This is a genomic window from Bradyrhizobium sp. Ash2021 (assembly GCF_031202265.1).
In the GTDB taxonomy this organism is placed as follows: Bacteria; Pseudomonadota; Alphaproteobacteria; order Rhizobiales; family Xanthobacteraceae; genus Bradyrhizobium.
Genome location: NZ_CP100604.1, coordinates 1,371,630 through 1,386,548, shown reverse-complemented (window position 1 = coordinate 1,386,548; position 14,919 = coordinate 1,371,630). Strand labels below are relative to the sequence as shown.

Here is a 14,919-nt window from a genome sequence, read left to right as displayed (position 1 = left end):
ACATAACAGCGAACCGTCTCACCCGATCTCCTTGGGCGCCACCATCTCTACCTGCGGCTGCCCCGCCACCGACGTCACCGCGAACGCCCGCGGCTGCGTCAGCACCTCCGGCTGCAGGATCTGGTCGAGCTGCTCGCGCGTCAGAAGCTTCTTTTCCAGCACCAGGTCGTAGACGCTGGCGCCCGTGACCAGCGCTTGCTGGGCAATCTCGGTGGCGTTGGCGTAGCCGATATAGGGGTTGAGCGCGGTCACGATGCCGATCGAGTTTTCGACGCCGCGGCGCAGATGCTCGCGGTTGGCGGTGATGCCGCTGACGCATTTCGTCGCCAGGGTCAGGCAGCCGGCGCGCAGATGATTGACGCTCTTGAACAGGCTGTGGGCGATGATCGGCTCGAAGGCGTTGAGCTGCAACTGGCCGGCCTCGGCGGCAAAGCTCACGGTGACGTCGTTGCCGATCACCTCGAAGGCGATCTGGTTGACGACCTCGGGTATCACAGGATTGACCTTGCCCGGCATGATGCTGGAGCCGGCCTGCATTGGCGGCAAGTTGATCTCGCCCAGGCCGACGCGCGGGCCGGACGACAGCAGCCGCAGATCGTTGCAGGTCTTCGACAGTTTCACCGCCACGCGCTTGAGCACGCCGGAGAGCTGCACGAACGCGCCGCAGTCCTGGGTCGCCTCGATCAGGTTCGTCGCAGTCACCACCGGAATGCCGGTGACCGAGCGCAAATGCCGGCACACCAGCCCGGCATAGTCCGGGTGCGAGTTGATGCCGGTGCCGATCGCGGTGGCCCCCATGTTGATTTCACAAATCAGGAGCACCGCCTCCTTCAGCCGCTGCTCGTCCTCGCCCAGCATCACCGCGTAGGTCGAGAACTCCTGTCCCAGCGTCATCGGCACCGCGTCCTGCAACTGGGTGCGGCCCATCTTGATGATGTCCCTGAACTCATCGGACTTGTGTTCGAAGGCCTCGCGCAGCACCGCCATGGCTTCGACCAGGCGCATGATGCCGGCATAGCCCGCGATCTTGAGCGCGGTCGGATAGACGTCGTTGGTGCTCTGGCTCATATTGACGTGCTCGTTGGGGTGCAGAAACTTGTAATCGCCCTTCGGCCGGCCCAATAGCTCCAGCGCGCGGTTCGCAATCACCTCGTTGGCGTTCATATTGGTCGAGGTGCCGGCGCCGCCCTGGATGACATCGACCACGAATTGCTCGTGCCATTTTCCGGCTCGCACTTCCTCGGCAGCGGCGACGATGGCATCGGCCAGCTTGGCATCCAGTAGCCCAAGCTCCCGGTTGCTCTTCGCCGCCGCCAGCTTGATCGAGGCCAGCGCCGTGACGAGATCCGGATAGATCGAGATAGGGGTGCTGCTGATCGGAAAATTCTCCACCGCGCGGAGCGTGTGGACGCCGTAGTAAGCGTCTGCCGGTACATCCCGGTCGCCCAGAAGATCGTGTTCGCGTCGCGTGCTCATCGGAGCCCTCTCGTCAGGGGTGTTCGTGAGTTCCCGATAAGATCAGGAAGGGGCGGTCTTTCCAAGACTCATCAAGTGTGACCGTCCGGAGACGCGCAGGCTTTGCCGCGGCGGCGGCGAGGCGGTCACGATGCGCCGCCGGGATGTGCGACGAATTCTCCGATCAACCCGGCCAGCCGTCATTCACTCCGCATCGAACAATCTGATCCTGGGTATATCGAGCTTTACCGGCTCGGCCGCGAAAGCTTGCGCGGGCTCGGTTTGCTCCCTGACCTTCTGCTCGACGTCACGCAGCTCCCGCTCCTGCCGCTGCTGGTACCGGCGCTTCTCGGCCCATTGCTGGCGGCGGTCGGCGCTGCGTTTCTCTGCGCCGGCCCGCTTCATGTCGACGTCGCGGACCTTTGCAGATGAGTCTTCGGCTGAAGCGGCCGGTGCACGTGCAGCTTGTGCGACCGGTTCGGCCGGCTGCACCGCGGCCTGAGAAGTGTTCGCCGGTTCTGTCTGCCGCGGAGTTGGCTGCAGCTGGTTCTCGGCGGGCGCCGCGACGACGACGGGATTCGTTGCCGCCGCCTGCGTCGCAGCGAGATACGACACCGGCTCCGAGGGCGCTGCGATCACAGGTATCGGCCGCGCCGACATCCGTTGCTCCAGCCTGCTCATCTCGGTGCCATTCCTGGACGGATGCGGGTTGACGATGTTGGCCATCAGCAGGCCGCCGCCGAGGCCGGCAACGATGGCCGCGATCACGGTTCCCGCTCCCGCCAAATAAGCTGTCGATGTGCGCATGGTTCGGCTCCTTCGAGCGGGCAACGTCCAACTCCATTCGATGTTCCTGCCGCCGAATCGCCGGCAGGGCCGTTCAGCCGGGATGGAAAGCGTATTGCGGCGATACGAGCCGTGTTCCCTGCCACCGCTCGCACAACACCGGAAATTTTGAATGCCAATTTGTCGCATTGTGATTGTACAGATTGACAATACAATTTTTGTGCGAACACTCTGCGACAGGGACGAAATTGCTGCCGCGGACTGAATTGAGGTGGGTGGAAGTTCATCGAGGAGTGATCGAAATGATTGCCAGATTTTTTCTTGTGCTCATCGTCTTGGTATTTTCGTTCAACCGCGCCGCGCTCGCGCAGACCATTACGCCAGAGCCGATTGCGCTCCCCCCGAGCGAATTTCCGCTGCCCAGTGCGGAACTGGACAAACAGGTGGCGGCCAATGATACGGCGGCGCTGCGCAAGCACGCCTGGATCCTCTGGTCGGGCGTGACCGCCGACTCGACGCAATCCTTTCAGGGGCAAAAACTCCCGATCTGGGAAACCTGGCTCTCCGAGCAGGAAGCGTTTTCCGGCCCGGCGCTGACGGCGTCGGTGGCGCGTCAAGCGAGAAGCCTGCGCCCGTTCGCAATACCCCGCCAACTCAGCCACCGCACCGTGCGATCCGGCAACCTTTTGTCGATGCAGATCGCGCCGAGCGCGGCGAAGAGCCGACTGCTCGCCTTCGTCAAGCTCAGTCCCGACTCGGCAAATTTCGTGGCGGTATCCCATCCGACGGCGAACCCGGGCGGGCCCGACACGAACTACACCAAGAGTTCCGACCTCGATCGGTTGAACGCGTATTTCAACCAGAACGCAACGCCGGTCGCGAACCGGAAGATCGTCGACTTTCCCGCGGCCGCGACCGATCTCAAGATGGTGTTCGTGCCGGCGAAAGCCGATCAGCTTTCGGCGATACCGCTTTGGGCCGGCCCGCAGAACAGTTCCAGCCCCAGCCAGCCGACCCCCGACACCTGGAATCAATGCGTCGCCGTCGATCCCAGCAACTCCCGGTCCGGCACGACGCAGATCGATTGCAACGGCAAAACGGTGACGGCCCAGATCGTCCCGCTGACGAGCTTTTATGCGATCAAGGTGGATGAGGATACGGCGAGTAGGATCAACGCGACGCTCAGCCTCAGCGGGGCTTCAAGCCTCGCGAGCGGCGATTACCAAATCCTGCTGGCCATGCACATCACGACCAAGGAAATCGCGAACTGGACCTGGCAGACCTTCTGGTGGCAGAACGGCCAGAACCCGCCCGGCAACATTCCCGGAAGCGTCGATGGCATGCTGGGCCCGGACCGGATCAAGGGGCCGTGGCGCAGCTATGCGATGTGCATCTCGGATTCGATCGTGTTCCCGCCGACCGATCCCAAGGGCAAATCGGTCGTCTGTTACAATCCATTCCTCGAAACCGCGCAGGCCGACGGCATCAATTCGAACTGCATGTCCTGTCATGCCCGCGCGACATATCCTGGAGCGCCCTATCCCGATACGTACATCCCGAACGGCTGGGTGGATATGGCCGACCCGACGCTGTTTTCGGATCAGGTGAAGACGGATTTCGTCTGGGCCATCCAGGGCTCGGCGCATTGAGGTGAATCATAACGTTTTCGAGCGAAGTGGAGACCGGTTCGCGTTAAGAAAACGCGTCAGATAAAAATCGTGGGAGCGGTGCGATGGCCAGATGGCGATCGCGTCGCCCTCGCCTCAAATCATCGCGGCGACTTTTTCCAGCCCGATGATGCGGGCGAGCGAGCGCACTTCGCTCTTCTGGTCTTCGCGGAGCTGGAACAGCAGCGGCATTGCCGCCGATTTCAATTGCTGGACTTCTTCGGAGTCGGGATCGATCGGCACGCCGGTGGCGCCCGGGTCAACCTGCCGCTTGGCGTGGATCTTGCGGGCGACGGCGCGCAACGCGCTCTCCACCGGCGGCCAATAGGATTCCTGCTCCGAGGACAATTTCAGGCGTTCCTTGATGCCGGCGATCTGCACGTCGCTCAATAGCGCGTAGGTCTTTTGCGGCTGCGGCTTGCTCGCGGCCTTCGGCTTCGGCGCCGCGGCCGGGTCGGCCAGCTTCGGCATGACGTTGTCGGCGGAGGTGCTGGAGGCATAGGCCTGACGCAGCGGCTCGGTCAGCAGCACAGTTTGAGGTTGGGCTTGGGTTTGAGGTTGGGTCTGGGCTTGCGGCTCGGCTTGAGCCTGTACCTGTGCCTGAATTTGGGTTTGCGGCGGGTCGAACGACGCCAGCGCCAAAGCGGCGATGGCAAGCCGGTCCTTCTTGGCTTCCTTGTTCGAAACAAGGGGCTTGTCGATCACCGCGGCAGCCACCTCGTATCGCGCCGCCGATACACTGTCGCGGCCGAGAATACTGGTGGCGGCGGCGCCGACCACGAGGAAACAGGTCAGCGCGACGAGGGTAATGGCTCTGGTCAAAAAGGTCTCCATTCGCGTCGACCGCCTCGGCCTACCCTCGAAAACTGGATGCCAATTAAGGCTTTACCATGCCGCTGAAGGGGTCACGGCATGGGGAACGAGCTGAAAATCGTGCTGAAATAACCGGAAATCAGGCCGCCGCGGCCAGATCATAGGCATCCTGGATATCCGCGACGATTTCGTGCGCTTCCCATACCGCGCCCGGCGCGACCGAGCGCAGGCTGACCGTCCAGTTGGTCCTGCGCGTGCGGGGCGTGCTGACGATGTCGAATTCGACGCTGCGGCACATCGGATGCCGCTGCAGGGCATAAAACACCCGGGTCTTGAGTTCATCGATTGTCGCCGGGGTTTTTGCAAAAAGCGCCTCGAAATCCATCTCGCATCCCCTTCGCTGTCGGGCGGTCCGGCGGTGGCGGCTGACCATCCTCTGGGGCTATTGTTGGGGCTGCCGTAGTTAACGGCGCGTTAAGGCCGCACAGCCTCGATAGGGCGCGAACCGCGCCGCGGGACAGTTTTGAATGGCGGGATCGACACATCAGAGCACGACGGAAGCGGCGGCAACGCCGTCGGTCCGCACCGCCTTGCTGGCGGCCACCACCGTCTCGATCGTCACGCTGTTGATCGCGACCTTCGAATTGGCGATGGCGGACTGGCCTTCGAGCTTTGTCCTGCTCGGCATCCTGCCGCTGGTCGCCTTGATGTTTTTCGGCTGCGGCCTGTGGTCCGCGACATTGCTGATAAGGGTCCGCCACGGCGGGGCCCAGTTCGCGGCACCGTTTTTCATTTGCGCGTTGACGCTTACGATCCTCGCCTGGGCGCCGCTGCAGCAGATCGCGTTACAGCGAAATTTCGACTGGCACCGCACTGAGCGCGAACGGATCGTGGCGCGGGTCGAAGCCGGCGATCTCAAGCCCAATGTCGACACCAACGAAAACCTGATCGCGCTCGGCGACGACGCGCCGAATGTCTCCGCAGGCGGTAACGACATCGTCGTCGACCAGACCGACCAGGGCACCTATGTGCTGTTCCTGACCTCGCGCGGCCTGAAGCACACTTTCACCGGCTTCCTGCACGTGCCGTCCGGCGGCGATCCCAAAAAATTCTTCGAGTTCGACGACAAGCCGCCGACCCGGCTCGTCCGCTACGGCAAGGTTTGGTATTTCGTGGCGAACTAGGGCGGCCTCGAACCACTTCTCCTCTCGTCGTCGCCCGGCATAGCCGTCCGAAGGACGGCGTCGCTTCCGCTCGCCTATGACCGGGGCATCCAGTACTCCGTGTCCCGCATCGTAATCACGACGTGTGCCGCGGTGTACTGGATGCCCCGCTTGAAGCGGGGCATGACAGTGAATGCCCGTTTACAAATTGAGCGTTTCTCTCAGCCGAGCTTCACATGCGCGCTCGCGGCTTCGTATTCCGCAATTGTCCGCGCCACGAGTTCGTCGACCGGGAGCACCTCGGTCACACCCGAGGTCGCATGGCCTGCGCTCCAGATATCCCGCCAGCGTTTCGGGCGGTTTTCGCGGGCACCGACGTCGATGTCCTTGCCGATATCGATTGCGCCGCGCTGCGGCAGATCGTCGGGGTCGAGGCCCGCCGCCTCAATCGACGGCCGCAGCATGTTGGTCTGCAATCCCGTGAACGCGGTGGTCAGCAGAATATCGTCGGCGCTGCTTTCGACCAGCATCGCCTTGTATCGCGCGTCCGCCATGCTTTCGCGCGTGGCGATAAACTTGGTCCCCATGTAGGCGAGATCGCAGCCGAGCGCCTGCGCCGCACGGAGCGCGTGGCCGTCGCCGATGCCGCCCGCGAGCACCACCGGCCCGTCGAAGAACGCGCGCACCGCGCGCACGAACACGAACGGGTTGAGCCAGCCGGTCTGGCCGCCCGCGCCCGCCGTCAGCAGCACCAGCCCGTCGGCGCCGGCGGCCACCGCGCGCTCGGCGTGGCGGATGCTGGCGACATCGGCGAAAACCAGCGCGCCGGCATCGTGCAGCGGCGCCAGCACCGGCGCCGGCGATCCGACCGACGTGATGACCATCTCGGGCCGGTGCCGCAGCAACACCGCTAGATCCTGTGCGAGCCGCGCGTTGGAGCGATGCACGATCAGGTTTGCGCAAACCGGCGCCGCGGGCTTGCCGCTTGCATCCGAATGCTGGCGCAGCCGCTGGTCTATCTCGCCAAGCCAGCCATCGAGCTCCTCGGGGCTGCGGCAATTCACCGTCGGGAATGAACCGATCACGCCGTTGCGGCAGGCAGCCGCCACCAGCTCGACCCCGGAGACGAGGAACATCGGTGCTGCGATCAACGGCAGGCTGAGGCGGTCGCGGAAGCGCGAAAGAGGATCGGCGGTTGGCAAGGGGCTTGTTCCCGGCTTGAGCAGCGGCTTTTGTGTGCTAGCGTTGCGGCCAACTTTGGCACGATCAAACGCCGAAGACAAAGCGACACAATCGGGAGGACGAGAGAATGAGCGATCCGCTCTATGCGTTTCCATCGACGTGCGAACAGACGCTGCGCGCGCTGGCGCGCTACCCACAGCGCACGGCGTTCAGCTGGCCGGGCGGATCACTCAGCTATCAGGGCGCGACCGAGCTGATCGGGCGGATCCAGAAAGTGTTCATGCAGCTCGGCTTTGCGCCCGGCACCCGCGTCGCGTTTTTGACCGCCAACCGCGCCGACACCTGGTGCGCGGGCGTCGCCGCGCAACTGGCGCGGCTGGCAATCACCTGGCTGCATCCCCTGGGATCGCTCGACGATCAACTGTTCCAGCTCGAGGATTCCGAGGCGCAGATGCTGGTGATCGACGGCGTCACGTTCCGCGATCGCGGCGGCGATCTCGCCGCCAAGGCGCTCGGCGTGAAAAACGTCTTTACGCTCGGTCCCGCCAATTGCGGTGTCGATCTGTTGCAGGCGATCGAGACTGCCGGCCACGCCAGCCCGCGCTGCTTCGCCGGCCCCGACGATATCGCGACGCTGAATTACACCGGCGGCACCACCGGCAAATCCAAGGGCGCGCTGCGTTACCACCGCGAATATGGCGGCTTTGCCAGCGCGATCCTGGCCGATTTCGAAATTCCGGAGACGCCGCGCTATCTCACGGTGGCGCCGATCAGCCATGTCGCCGGCACCAAAGTGCTGCCGACGCTGATGCGCGGTGGCACCGTGCATATGCTCAAGGGCTTCGATCCGGAGGCGGTGTTCAAGACCATCGCGCGCGAGCGCATCAACTTCACGCTGTTCGTGCCGACCATGATCTATGTGATGCTGGATCATCCTTCGCTCGACAAGACCGATCTGTCCTCGCTCGAATTGCTGCTCTATGGCGCGTCGGCGATGTCGCCGAGCCGGCTGGTCGAGGGCATCGAGCGGATCGGGCCGGTGTTCTCGCAGCTCTATGGCCAGACCGAATGCTATCCGGTCTCGGTGCTGCGCAAGGCGGACCACGATCCCAAGACGCCGGAGCTATTCCTGTCCTGCGGATTCCCGATTGCCGCCTGCCAGGTCAGGATTTTGGACAATGATGACCAGGAGGTCGCAACCGGCGAGGCCGGCGAGATCTGCGTGCGCGCCTCACATGTGATGGCGGAATACTGGAGACGGCCCGAGCAGACCGCGGAAACGCTGAAGAGCGGCTGGCTGCATACCGGCGACATCGCCCGCGCCGACGAGCGCGGCTACATGTTCATCCTCGACCGCAAGAAGGACATGATCGTCACCGGCGGCTTCAACATCTTTCCGCGCGAAATCGAAGATGTCCTGTCGCAGCACGCCGACGTCGCGATGGTCGCCGTGGTCGGCGTGCCCGACGACAAATGGGGCGAGGCCGTCACCGCCGTGATCGTCGCGCGCGACGGTACGAGGCCGAACGCGGACGAACTGATCAACCTCGTGAAAGCCAGGAAGGGTTCGGCGCACGCGCCAAAGCACATCAAGTTCGTCAAGGAGCTGCCGATGACCGGCGTCGGCAAGGTCGACAAGAAGGTGCTGAAGGCGGGCTTTTGGGTCGGCCACCAGCGGATGGTGGGCTGACGCTCGCGTGTCCCGGACGCGGTGCAGTGCTTCTTCAGCGCTGCTCCGCAGAGCCGGGACCCACAGTGCCGCTTGCTGGGTCCCGGATCAGCAGCGCACCACGCCGCAAACGCGGCGCGTTGCGCAGCATCCGGGACACGAGCGTGTCGCTCACCCCAGCAATTGATCGACCGGCTCATAAAACAGCACGACATTGCCATTGCCGAACGCCCGCGACTTCGCGAGCTTCATCGGCAGCTTGCGCTTGACGCCCTCGAACAGCGTGCGGCCGCTGCCGACGACCAGCGGGTTGAGCACGATCTGGTATTCGTCGATCAATCCGGCTTCCGCCAATTGGGCGACGAGGCTGCCGCTTCCCATAATCACGATGTCAGGACCGGGCTTTTGCTTCAGCTTGCGGACTTCGGTGGCAAGATCGCCCTTGAACAGCGTGGTGTTGCGCCATGAGGCCTGGTCCATCGTCGTGGAGAACACGTATTTCCTTAAGTTGTTCATCCGCTCGGCAATGGTTGGATTGCTTTGCATCGCAAGCGGCGTCGGCCAGAAGCTCGCCATCAAATCATAGGTGATCCGGCCGAACAGCAGCTGGCCGCCGCCGCGCGCGTTCTCCGCGACGAAGGCCTGCCACTCCGGGTCCTGCTTATGGGCCCAGCTCATGTCGCCTTTGGCATCGGTAAAGTAGCCATCCAGCGACATCGAATTGTAGACAACCAGCTTTGGCATTGATTGCTCCTTCCGGAATTTGGTGGTCGATCGCCCGCGAAAATTCGCGCTCAGTGCACTTCGGGCAGGTGCTCGTTCCGGCCTTCCACCCAGCGCAGCGATCCCGGCGTCGTCAGCATTTCGCCGGACTCCAGCAGCGTCTTGATTCCGGAAAGAATCATCGGCCAGCCGCCATAGAGCTGGTTGTTGGCGCCGTCGCGCAGCTGATCGTGGGTGACGGTGAGCCGGCAGGAATCGCCGACCTGTTCGATCTCCCAGGTCACCCGCGACGTCCCCTCGCCCTTGACGTCCTCGCCCCAGACCGCCCGAAAACTCTGCACCAGCCGGCGCGGCGGATCGATCTCCAGATTCTCGCCCTCGAAGATCAAATTGCCGTGGCCGCGGCCCTCGTAGCGTGAGCCCTGCGCCCAATCCGACGTGACGACGGCGCCAAACGTGTATTTGCGCCGCATCTCGGTGTCGGTTATGGCGTGCCAGAGGCGCTCGGGCGTTGTCTTGATGTAGATTTCGAAAACCTTCTCCATCGTCTTCTCCAATGTGCGCTTGAGTTCGCTCAAGTCGGCGGCCCAGGGTTCGGCGTATTTGCTCACCCAGCGGTCGTGGACCAGCCGGATCGGAACCGGGTTCAGGAAGTGCAATTTCTCGCGGCCGCGCCGCTTGCTCACGACGAGACCGGCCTCCTCGAGCAACTTCAGGTGCTTCATCACACCGAAGCGCGTCATCGGCAGCCGCTCCTCGAGTTCGCTCAGCGTCTGCCCATCCCGCTTGAACAATTCGTCGAGCAGGCTTCGGCGCGTCGGGTCCGCAAGGGCTCTGAACACAGCATCCATGGGACGGATAATAGGTGACCATTTGGTCACGTGTCAAGGTTGATGCGGCCGGCCCAGCCCTTGGCGCCGACGGCAGGACGCCTCGCCAGTTTTTGTTAGGGAAAATGCCGCTTGGCAGCGCATCGCGTGACTTCGACGCGTTACCGCTTCTCGATCACGAGGCTCTGGACGGCGCGGCCGAAATAGCCGCTTCGATCCGCGAGCCGCGACATCGCCAGCCCCGCGCCGTCAGGGCCGATCCAGCATTCCCCATCGAGCAGGATCCACTCGCCGACCGGCTGCCGCGCAAAATTGACGCTGAGGTCGGCGTTGATGAAGGTCCATTGGCGGAAGTCGAGCGCGGATGTTCCGTTGGAAAAGTCGGCCGCGACCACGGCGCGCATCGCCTGCGAGATCGGCGATCCCGCGATCAGCGGCTGGTCGATCCGAAACCAGATCGCGGCGGGGCCGACCATGCCGAAGCGGCCATGCGCGGCGCGCATCGAAATGCACTTTGTGAATGGACTGCCGGCATTGTCGGCGGGTTCGACCATCGATTGATCGGGCCCCGGCAGTTCGAGCGGCACATCCGCGATCTCGGGCGGCAATGCCAGCGACTGCGTCTTGATCTTCAGCACGGTCGCGCCGACCACGACAACGCCGTCGGCAAGCAGTTTGATCGCGCAAAGCTGGATCTTGCGGCCCTCGCGCAAGATTTCGCGCTCGATCGTCAACGGCGCCACCGGCACGGGGCGCATCAGATCGATGGTGACGCGCGCAATCTGCATCGGCACCGGCGACGGTATCGCCTCGGCCGCCCACACCACCAGCGCTGCCGGCGCCGAACCGTGCTGCATGCGCGGATCCCAGGGGCCAGCCGCGTCGGGGCTGGTGACGACGCGATCGCCGTCGACGCGAAAGATCGGATCCATCAAGCGGACATCACTTGGTGCCGAACATCCGGTCGCCGGCGTCGCCGAGGCCCGGCAGGATGTAGCCGTGGTCGTTCAGCTTTTCGTCGACGGCCGCGGTCCAGACCGGGATGTCGGGATGCTCCTTCTGGAAGTGCGCGATGCCCTCGGGCGCGGCCAGCAGGCAGACAAACCTGATGTCACGGGCGCCCCGCGACTTGAGCAGGGCTGCGGCCGCGCAGGCGGAATTGCCGGTCGCAAGCATCGGATCCATCAGGATCACCGTGCGATCCGACAGATCCTGCGGCGCCTTGAAGTAATATTCGACAGCTTGCAACGTCTTGGGATCGCGATAGAGCCCGATATGCGCCACGCGCGCCGACGGCACCATCGCCAGCATTCCGTCCAGAAATCCGACGCCGGCGCGCAGGATCGGCGCCAGCGTCAGTTTCTTGCCCGCGATCATCGGCGCCTGCATCGGGGTCAGCGGCGTCTCGATGTCCACCAGTTCGAGCGGCAAGTCGCGCGTGACTTCATAGCAAAGCAGCATCCCGATCTCGTTCGTGAGCTCGCGAAAGCCCTTGATCGAACGCTCGCGCTCGCGCATCAGCGTAAGCTTGTGCTGGACCAGGGGATGGTTGACGACGTTGAGCTTGCTGGCTGTCATGCGGGTCTTTGTGGCACAGGGGTTGCGTGCGCATCAAGTGGCACCAGGTCTCTACTGGCGTTCCCCGGATGCAGCGCACCGCGCAAGCGGTGCGCTGCTGATCCGGGGTCCATCTTGCTTTGCGAGGTGTGGGTCCCGGCTCTGCGGAGCAGCCATAGCGCGTCGAAGACGCGCGTAAACGCGCTTATGCACGCTGCGCCGCGTCCGGGACACGATGCATCCAACGTCACAGCGCGGGGTCGATGGCCTCGGCGTATTCTTGTCTGAACCGCGCGATCAGGTCGCCGGCGGGCAGCACTTTTGCGACGCTGCCGACGCCCTGGCCGCTGCCCCAGATTTCCTTCCAGGCCTTTGGCTTTGCCCGTTCGCCCGACGCGTCGGTGCCAAAACTCATTTTCGACGGATCCGAGGTCGGCAGGTTTTCCGGATCCATGCCGGCGGCGACGATCGACGGCTTCAGATAATTGCCGTGCACGCCGGTGAACAGGTTCGAATAGACGATGTCTTCCGCACCCGCCGCCGTGATCATCTGCTTGTAGCCTTCCACCGCATTGGCTTCCGCGGTGGCGATGAAGGCGGAGCCGATATAGGCGAAGTCGGCGCCGAGAATCCGCGCGGCGCGAATGGCGCGGCCGGTGGCGATCGCGCCCGACAGCGCGATCGGACCGTCGAACCATTGCCGCGTCTCAGCGACAAAGGCGAACGGCGAAATCTCGCCGGCATGGCCGCCGGCGCCGGCGGAGACCAGGATCAGGCCATCGGCGCCCTTCTCGACCGCCTTGTGCGCGAACCTCTGATTGATGACGTCGTGGAACACGATGCCGCCCCAGCCATGGGCTGCCTGATTGAGCTCCTCGCGCGCGCCGAGCGAGGTGATCATCATCGGCACTTTGTGCTTCTCGCAAACCGCAAGGTCGTGATCGAGCCGGTTGTTCGACTTGTGCACGATCTGGTTCACCGCGAACGGCGCCGACAGCCGGGCGGGATGCGCCTTGTCGTGGGCGGCGAGTTCCTCCTTGATCCGCGCGATCCATTCGTCGAGCAGCGCCGCCGGCCGCGCGTTCAGTGCCGGGAACGATCCGACCACGCCGGCCTTGCATTGCGCGATCACCAGGTCGGGTACGGAAATGATGAACAGCGGCGCACCGATCACGGGAACCGACAGACGCCCCTTGAACAAGGCCGGCATGGACATTCGAATAGTTCCTTCAGGTTAGTCAGCGGAGTGAGCGTTGGCCCTGGGGATGCCAGACATCGTACCAACTAGCCAATCTTTCCACTGTCAAGTATTGCGTTTTGACGCTGGATCATGAACCGATCGGATCATACTCTATTGGCACAGCGCCCGGATCACGTAATTCTCGGTCTTGCAGTCGCCCGGCTCGCGTTTGCGGCCTGGCAGGAACACTTTCGGCGAGCATTTTTCGGCCGCGTCGGTGTCGAGGCTCTTGCCTTCCTTGTAACCCTTGCTCTGACAGAGCCTGTCGGCGCCGGCCTTGCAGTCCGGTGCACCGTTGGTGGCCACCACGCACGCCGCGCGCCCGGTCACCATCAGCGACGGCTTCGCCATGTTCGACAAGCTCTCGCCGGCATCTTTTGCGCGGGCGTTGAGATCGTCGATGGTCTCGCCTGGGCTCTTCATTTTCGGCAGGATCGCGAGCGATTTCTCGAACAGCTTTCCCATTTCATTGATCAGGCCCGGATTTTCCTCGCGCACCGCTGGCGGCGGCGGCGCGGGCTCGATCTGCTGCGGCACCGGCTGCGCGGGCACCGGTTGCTGCGCCGGCGACTGCACGCCGAGCGAAGACGGCGGCGCGGCCTGCGGCCAGGAGGCCACCGGCGCCATCGTCAGCATCGACAACGCCAAGCCCGCGGTCGCGACATGCGCGCCGAACGGCCTGAAGAGAATGTCGATTCGATCGAGCATATTGGCCAGCGTAACCTGAAGGCCCGGACCGGCAAAGCTGCTTCCGGCTAGATCAACCGGAACGCGATGTAGAATCCGAGCACGAGGACCGCAGCCCCGAGCGCCACCCACAGACCCAACCGCTTTTCCAGTTCGGCCCGAATGACATCGCCGTAGCGGTTGAGCAGGACGGCGACCACGAAGAACCGCCCGCCGCGTGCGACAATCGAGCACAGTATAAACAGCCCGATGTTGTAGCCGGCGAAACCCGAGGTGATAGTGACGAGCTTGTAGGGGATCGGCGTCAAACCCTTCACCAGGATGATCACCGCGCCCCATTCGGCATACGACGCGCGGAAGGCGTCGACCTTGTCGCTGAGGCCGTAGAGCGTGATCAGCCAGTGCCCGATCGAGTCATAGAGCAGCGCGCCGATCGCATAGCCGAGCAAGCCGCCGGTCACCGACGCGACGGTGCAGATGGCGGCGAACCACCATGCCCGCTTCGGCCGCGCCAGCGACATCGGCAGCAGCATGATATCGGGGGGGACCGGGAAGAAGGAACTTTCGGCAAAGGCTACGGCTGCCAGAATCCAGAGCGCGTAGGGCTTGTCGGCGGCGTCGATGCACCAGTCGTAAATTCGTCTCAGCATGGGCGCGATGAACCACCATCGGGCGCATTTGTCCATGGCGGTCAATGAGGGATTTTGAGGCTTCTTGCAGCGTTTTCGAGCGAAAGCCGCGCGCTTAGCGTCGCTTGCGCAGGCGGTTTTCGAGCGCGACAATTCGCCGCCGCACTTCCGGGGTAGCGGGGACCGCGGACAGTTTCACCGTGGACTTCGGCAGCTTCTCGGCAATGCCCATCAGATGTTCCCGCCGCTCCATCTCGCGCCAGACGTCCTCGGGCCTTACCCCGGCCGACGCCCATAGAACGGTCAGGTTATAGAGCAGGTCCGCGCTCTCGCGGACCACGGCGTCGGTCTTGCCGTTGACGGCGTCGATCACGACTTCGATGGCTTCCTCGGCGAGTTTCTTGGCCATCTTGGCCGGACCGCGCTGAAACAGCCGGGCGGTGCGCGACGTTGCCGGATCGAGATCCTTGGCCGCGATCACCGCTTGATAAAGCCGCCCGAGCGAATCACTCATTGCT

16 protein-coding genes are annotated in these 14,919 nt (G+C 63.7%); 3 read left to right on the top strand and 13 right to left on the bottom strand.

Annotated features, from left to right (window positions below):
• Positions 1-18: 18 nt before the first annotated feature.
• Both aspA and NL528_RS06580 read right to left on the bottom strand, forming a co-directional pair.
• The gene (gene aspA / locus NL528_RS06585) at positions 19-1,476 is read right to left on the bottom strand and encodes an aspartate ammonia-lyase (protein ID WP_309181886.1); all 1,458 of its coding nucleotides are present in this window, start codon (positions 1,474-1,476) and stop codon (positions 19-21) included.
• Between the two features lie 183 nt (positions 1,477-1,659).
• Entirely contained in the window at positions 1,660-2,262 is a 603-nt protein-coding gene (locus tag NL528_RS06580; protein ID WP_309181885.1) for a hypothetical protein, read from the bottom strand.
• A 281-nt stretch (positions 2,263-2,543) separates the two neighbouring features.
• On the opposite strand from NL528_RS06580, the gene NL528_RS06575 reads away from it, so the two are divergent.
• The gene (locus NL528_RS06575; RefSeq protein ID WP_309181884.1) at positions 2,544-3,890 is read left to right on the top strand and encodes a hypothetical protein; all 1,347 of its coding nucleotides are present in this window, start codon (positions 2,544-2,546) and stop codon (positions 3,888-3,890) included.
• A gap of 114 nt (positions 3,891-4,004) precedes the next feature.
• Here NL528_RS06575 and NL528_RS06570 read toward each other — a convergent pair whose 3' ends face one another.
• Both NL528_RS06570 and NL528_RS06565 read right to left on the bottom strand, forming a co-directional pair.
• Complete coding sequence (locus NL528_RS06570) at positions 4,005-4,730, bottom strand: hypothetical protein (protein WP_309181883.1); 726 nt, start codon at positions 4,728-4,730, stop codon at positions 4,005-4,007.
• Positions 4,731-4,860: 130 nt separating this feature from the next.
• Complete coding sequence (locus NL528_RS06565; protein WP_074271061.1) at positions 4,861-5,106, bottom strand: hypothetical protein; 246 nt, start codon at positions 5,104-5,106, stop codon at positions 4,861-4,863.
• 142 nt (positions 5,107-5,248) lie between these two features.
• Between NL528_RS06565 and NL528_RS06560 the strand changes: the two genes are divergently transcribed.
• Positions 5,249-5,905 (top strand): hypothetical protein, encoded by a 657-nt coding sequence (locus tag NL528_RS06560; RefSeq protein WP_309181882.1) that lies wholly within the window; start codon positions 5,249-5,251, stop codon positions 5,903-5,905.
• 200 nt (positions 5,906-6,105) lie between these two features.
• On the opposite strand, the gene NL528_RS06555 is transcribed toward NL528_RS06560, so the two are convergent.
• Complete coding sequence (locus NL528_RS06555) at positions 6,106-7,086, bottom strand: nitronate monooxygenase (RefSeq protein WP_309181881.1); 981 nt, start codon at positions 7,084-7,086, stop codon at positions 6,106-6,108.
• 107 nt (positions 7,087-7,193) lie between these two features.
• On the opposite strand from NL528_RS06555, the gene NL528_RS06550 reads away from it, so the two are divergent.
• Entirely contained in the window at positions 7,194-8,756 is a 1,563-nt protein-coding gene (locus NL528_RS06550) for an AMP-binding protein (protein ID WP_309181880.1), read from the top strand.
• Between the two features lie 150 nt (positions 8,757-8,906).
• On the opposite strand, the gene NL528_RS06545 is transcribed toward NL528_RS06550, so the two are convergent.
• The 8 genes from NL528_RS06545 to hisE all read right to left on the bottom strand — a co-directional run bounded on the left by NL528_RS06545 (position 8,907) and on the right by hisE (position 14,915).
• A complete protein-coding gene (locus NL528_RS06545; protein ID WP_309181879.1) occupies positions 8,907-9,479 on the bottom strand; it encodes a dihydrofolate reductase family protein in 573 nt (190 codons plus the stop codon).
• Between the two features lie 50 nt (positions 9,480-9,529).
• Positions 9,530-10,300 carry an SRPBCC domain-containing protein gene (locus tag NL528_RS06540; protein ID WP_309181878.1) on the bottom strand — a complete coding sequence of 257 codons (771 nt, stop codon included), beginning with the start codon at positions 10,298-10,300 and terminating at the stop codon, positions 9,530-9,532.
• Positions 10,301-10,449: 149 nt separating this feature from the next.
• Positions 10,450-11,220, bottom strand: coding sequence for a thioesterase family protein (locus NL528_RS06535; RefSeq protein WP_309181877.1), 771 nt, complete (start codon positions 11,218-11,220; stop codon positions 10,450-10,452).
• Positions 11,221-11,230: 10 nt separating this feature from the next.
• Positions 11,231-11,866 carry a uracil phosphoribosyltransferase gene (upp, locus tag NL528_RS06530; RefSeq protein WP_309181876.1) on the bottom strand — a complete coding sequence of 212 codons (636 nt, stop codon included), beginning with the start codon at positions 11,864-11,866 and terminating at the stop codon, positions 11,231-11,233.
• A 226-nt stretch (positions 11,867-12,092) separates the two neighbouring features.
• The gene (locus tag NL528_RS06525) at positions 12,093-13,061 is read right to left on the bottom strand and encodes a nitronate monooxygenase family protein (RefSeq protein WP_309181875.1); all 969 of its coding nucleotides are present in this window, start codon (positions 13,059-13,061) and stop codon (positions 12,093-12,095) included.
• A 135-nt stretch (positions 13,062-13,196) separates the two neighbouring features.
• Entirely contained in the window at positions 13,197-13,721 is a 525-nt protein-coding gene (locus tag NL528_RS06520) for a hypothetical protein (RefSeq protein WP_375144042.1), read from the bottom strand.
• Between the two features lie 119 nt (positions 13,722-13,840).
• Positions 13,841-14,422, bottom strand: a complete 582-nt coding sequence (locus NL528_RS06515; protein WP_309181873.1) for a YqaA family protein — start codon at positions 14,420-14,422, stop codon at positions 13,841-13,843.
• A gap of 94 nt (positions 14,423-14,516) precedes the next feature.
• Complete coding sequence (gene hisE, locus NL528_RS06510; RefSeq protein WP_309181872.1) at positions 14,517-14,915, bottom strand: phosphoribosyl-ATP diphosphatase; 399 nt, start codon at positions 14,913-14,915, stop codon at positions 14,517-14,519.
• Positions 14,916-14,919 lie beyond the last annotated feature (4 nt).

Bases quoted from the DNA above. Each gene is read 5' to 3' on its own strand.
- NL528_RS06525 (WP_309181875.1), bottom strand. From the start codon at position 13,061: ATGTCCATGCCGGCCTTGTTCAAGGGGCGTCTGTCGGTTCCCGTGATC.
- NL528_RS06575 (WP_309181884.1), top strand. From the start codon at position 2,544: ATGATTGCCAGATTTTTTCTTGTGCTCATCGTCTTGGTATTTTCGTTC.
- NL528_RS06535 (WP_309181877.1), bottom strand. From the start codon at position 11,220: ATGGATCCGATCTTTCGCGTCGACGGCGATCGCGTCGTCACCAGCCCC.
- NL528_RS06565 (WP_074271061.1), bottom strand. From the start codon at position 5,106: ATGGATTTCGAGGCGCTTTTTGCAAAAACCCCGGCGACAATCGATGAA.
- hisE (WP_309181872.1), bottom strand. From the start codon at position 14,915: ATGAGTGATTCGCTCGGGCGGCTTTATCAAGCGGTGATCGCGGCCAAG.
- upp (WP_309181876.1), bottom strand. From the start codon at position 11,866: ATGACAGCCAGCAAGCTCAACGTCGTCAACCATCCCCTGGTCCAGCAC.
- NL528_RS06520 (WP_375144042.1), bottom strand. From the start codon at position 13,721: ATGCTGACGATGGCGCCGGTGGCCTCCTGGCCGCAGGCCGCGCCGCCG.
- NL528_RS06545 (WP_309181879.1), bottom strand. From the start codon at position 9,479: ATGCCAAAGCTGGTTGTCTACAATTCGATGTCGCTGGATGGCTACTTT.
- aspA (WP_309181886.1), bottom strand. From the start codon at position 1,476: ATGAGCACGCGACGCGAACACGATCTTCTGGGCGACCGGGATGTACCG.
- NL528_RS06560 (WP_309181882.1), top strand. From the start codon at position 5,249: ATGGCGGGATCGACACATCAGAGCACGACGGAAGCGGCGGCAACGCCG.
- NL528_RS06550 (WP_309181880.1), top strand. From the start codon at position 7,194: ATGAGCGATCCGCTCTATGCGTTTCCATCGACGTGCGAACAGACGCTG.
- NL528_RS06580 (WP_309181885.1), bottom strand. From the start codon at position 2,262: ATGCGCACATCGACAGCTTATTTGGCGGGAGCGGGAACCGTGATCGCG.
- NL528_RS06515 (WP_309181873.1), bottom strand. From the start codon at position 14,422: ATGCTGAGACGAATTTACGACTGGTGCATCGACGCCGCCGACAAGCCC.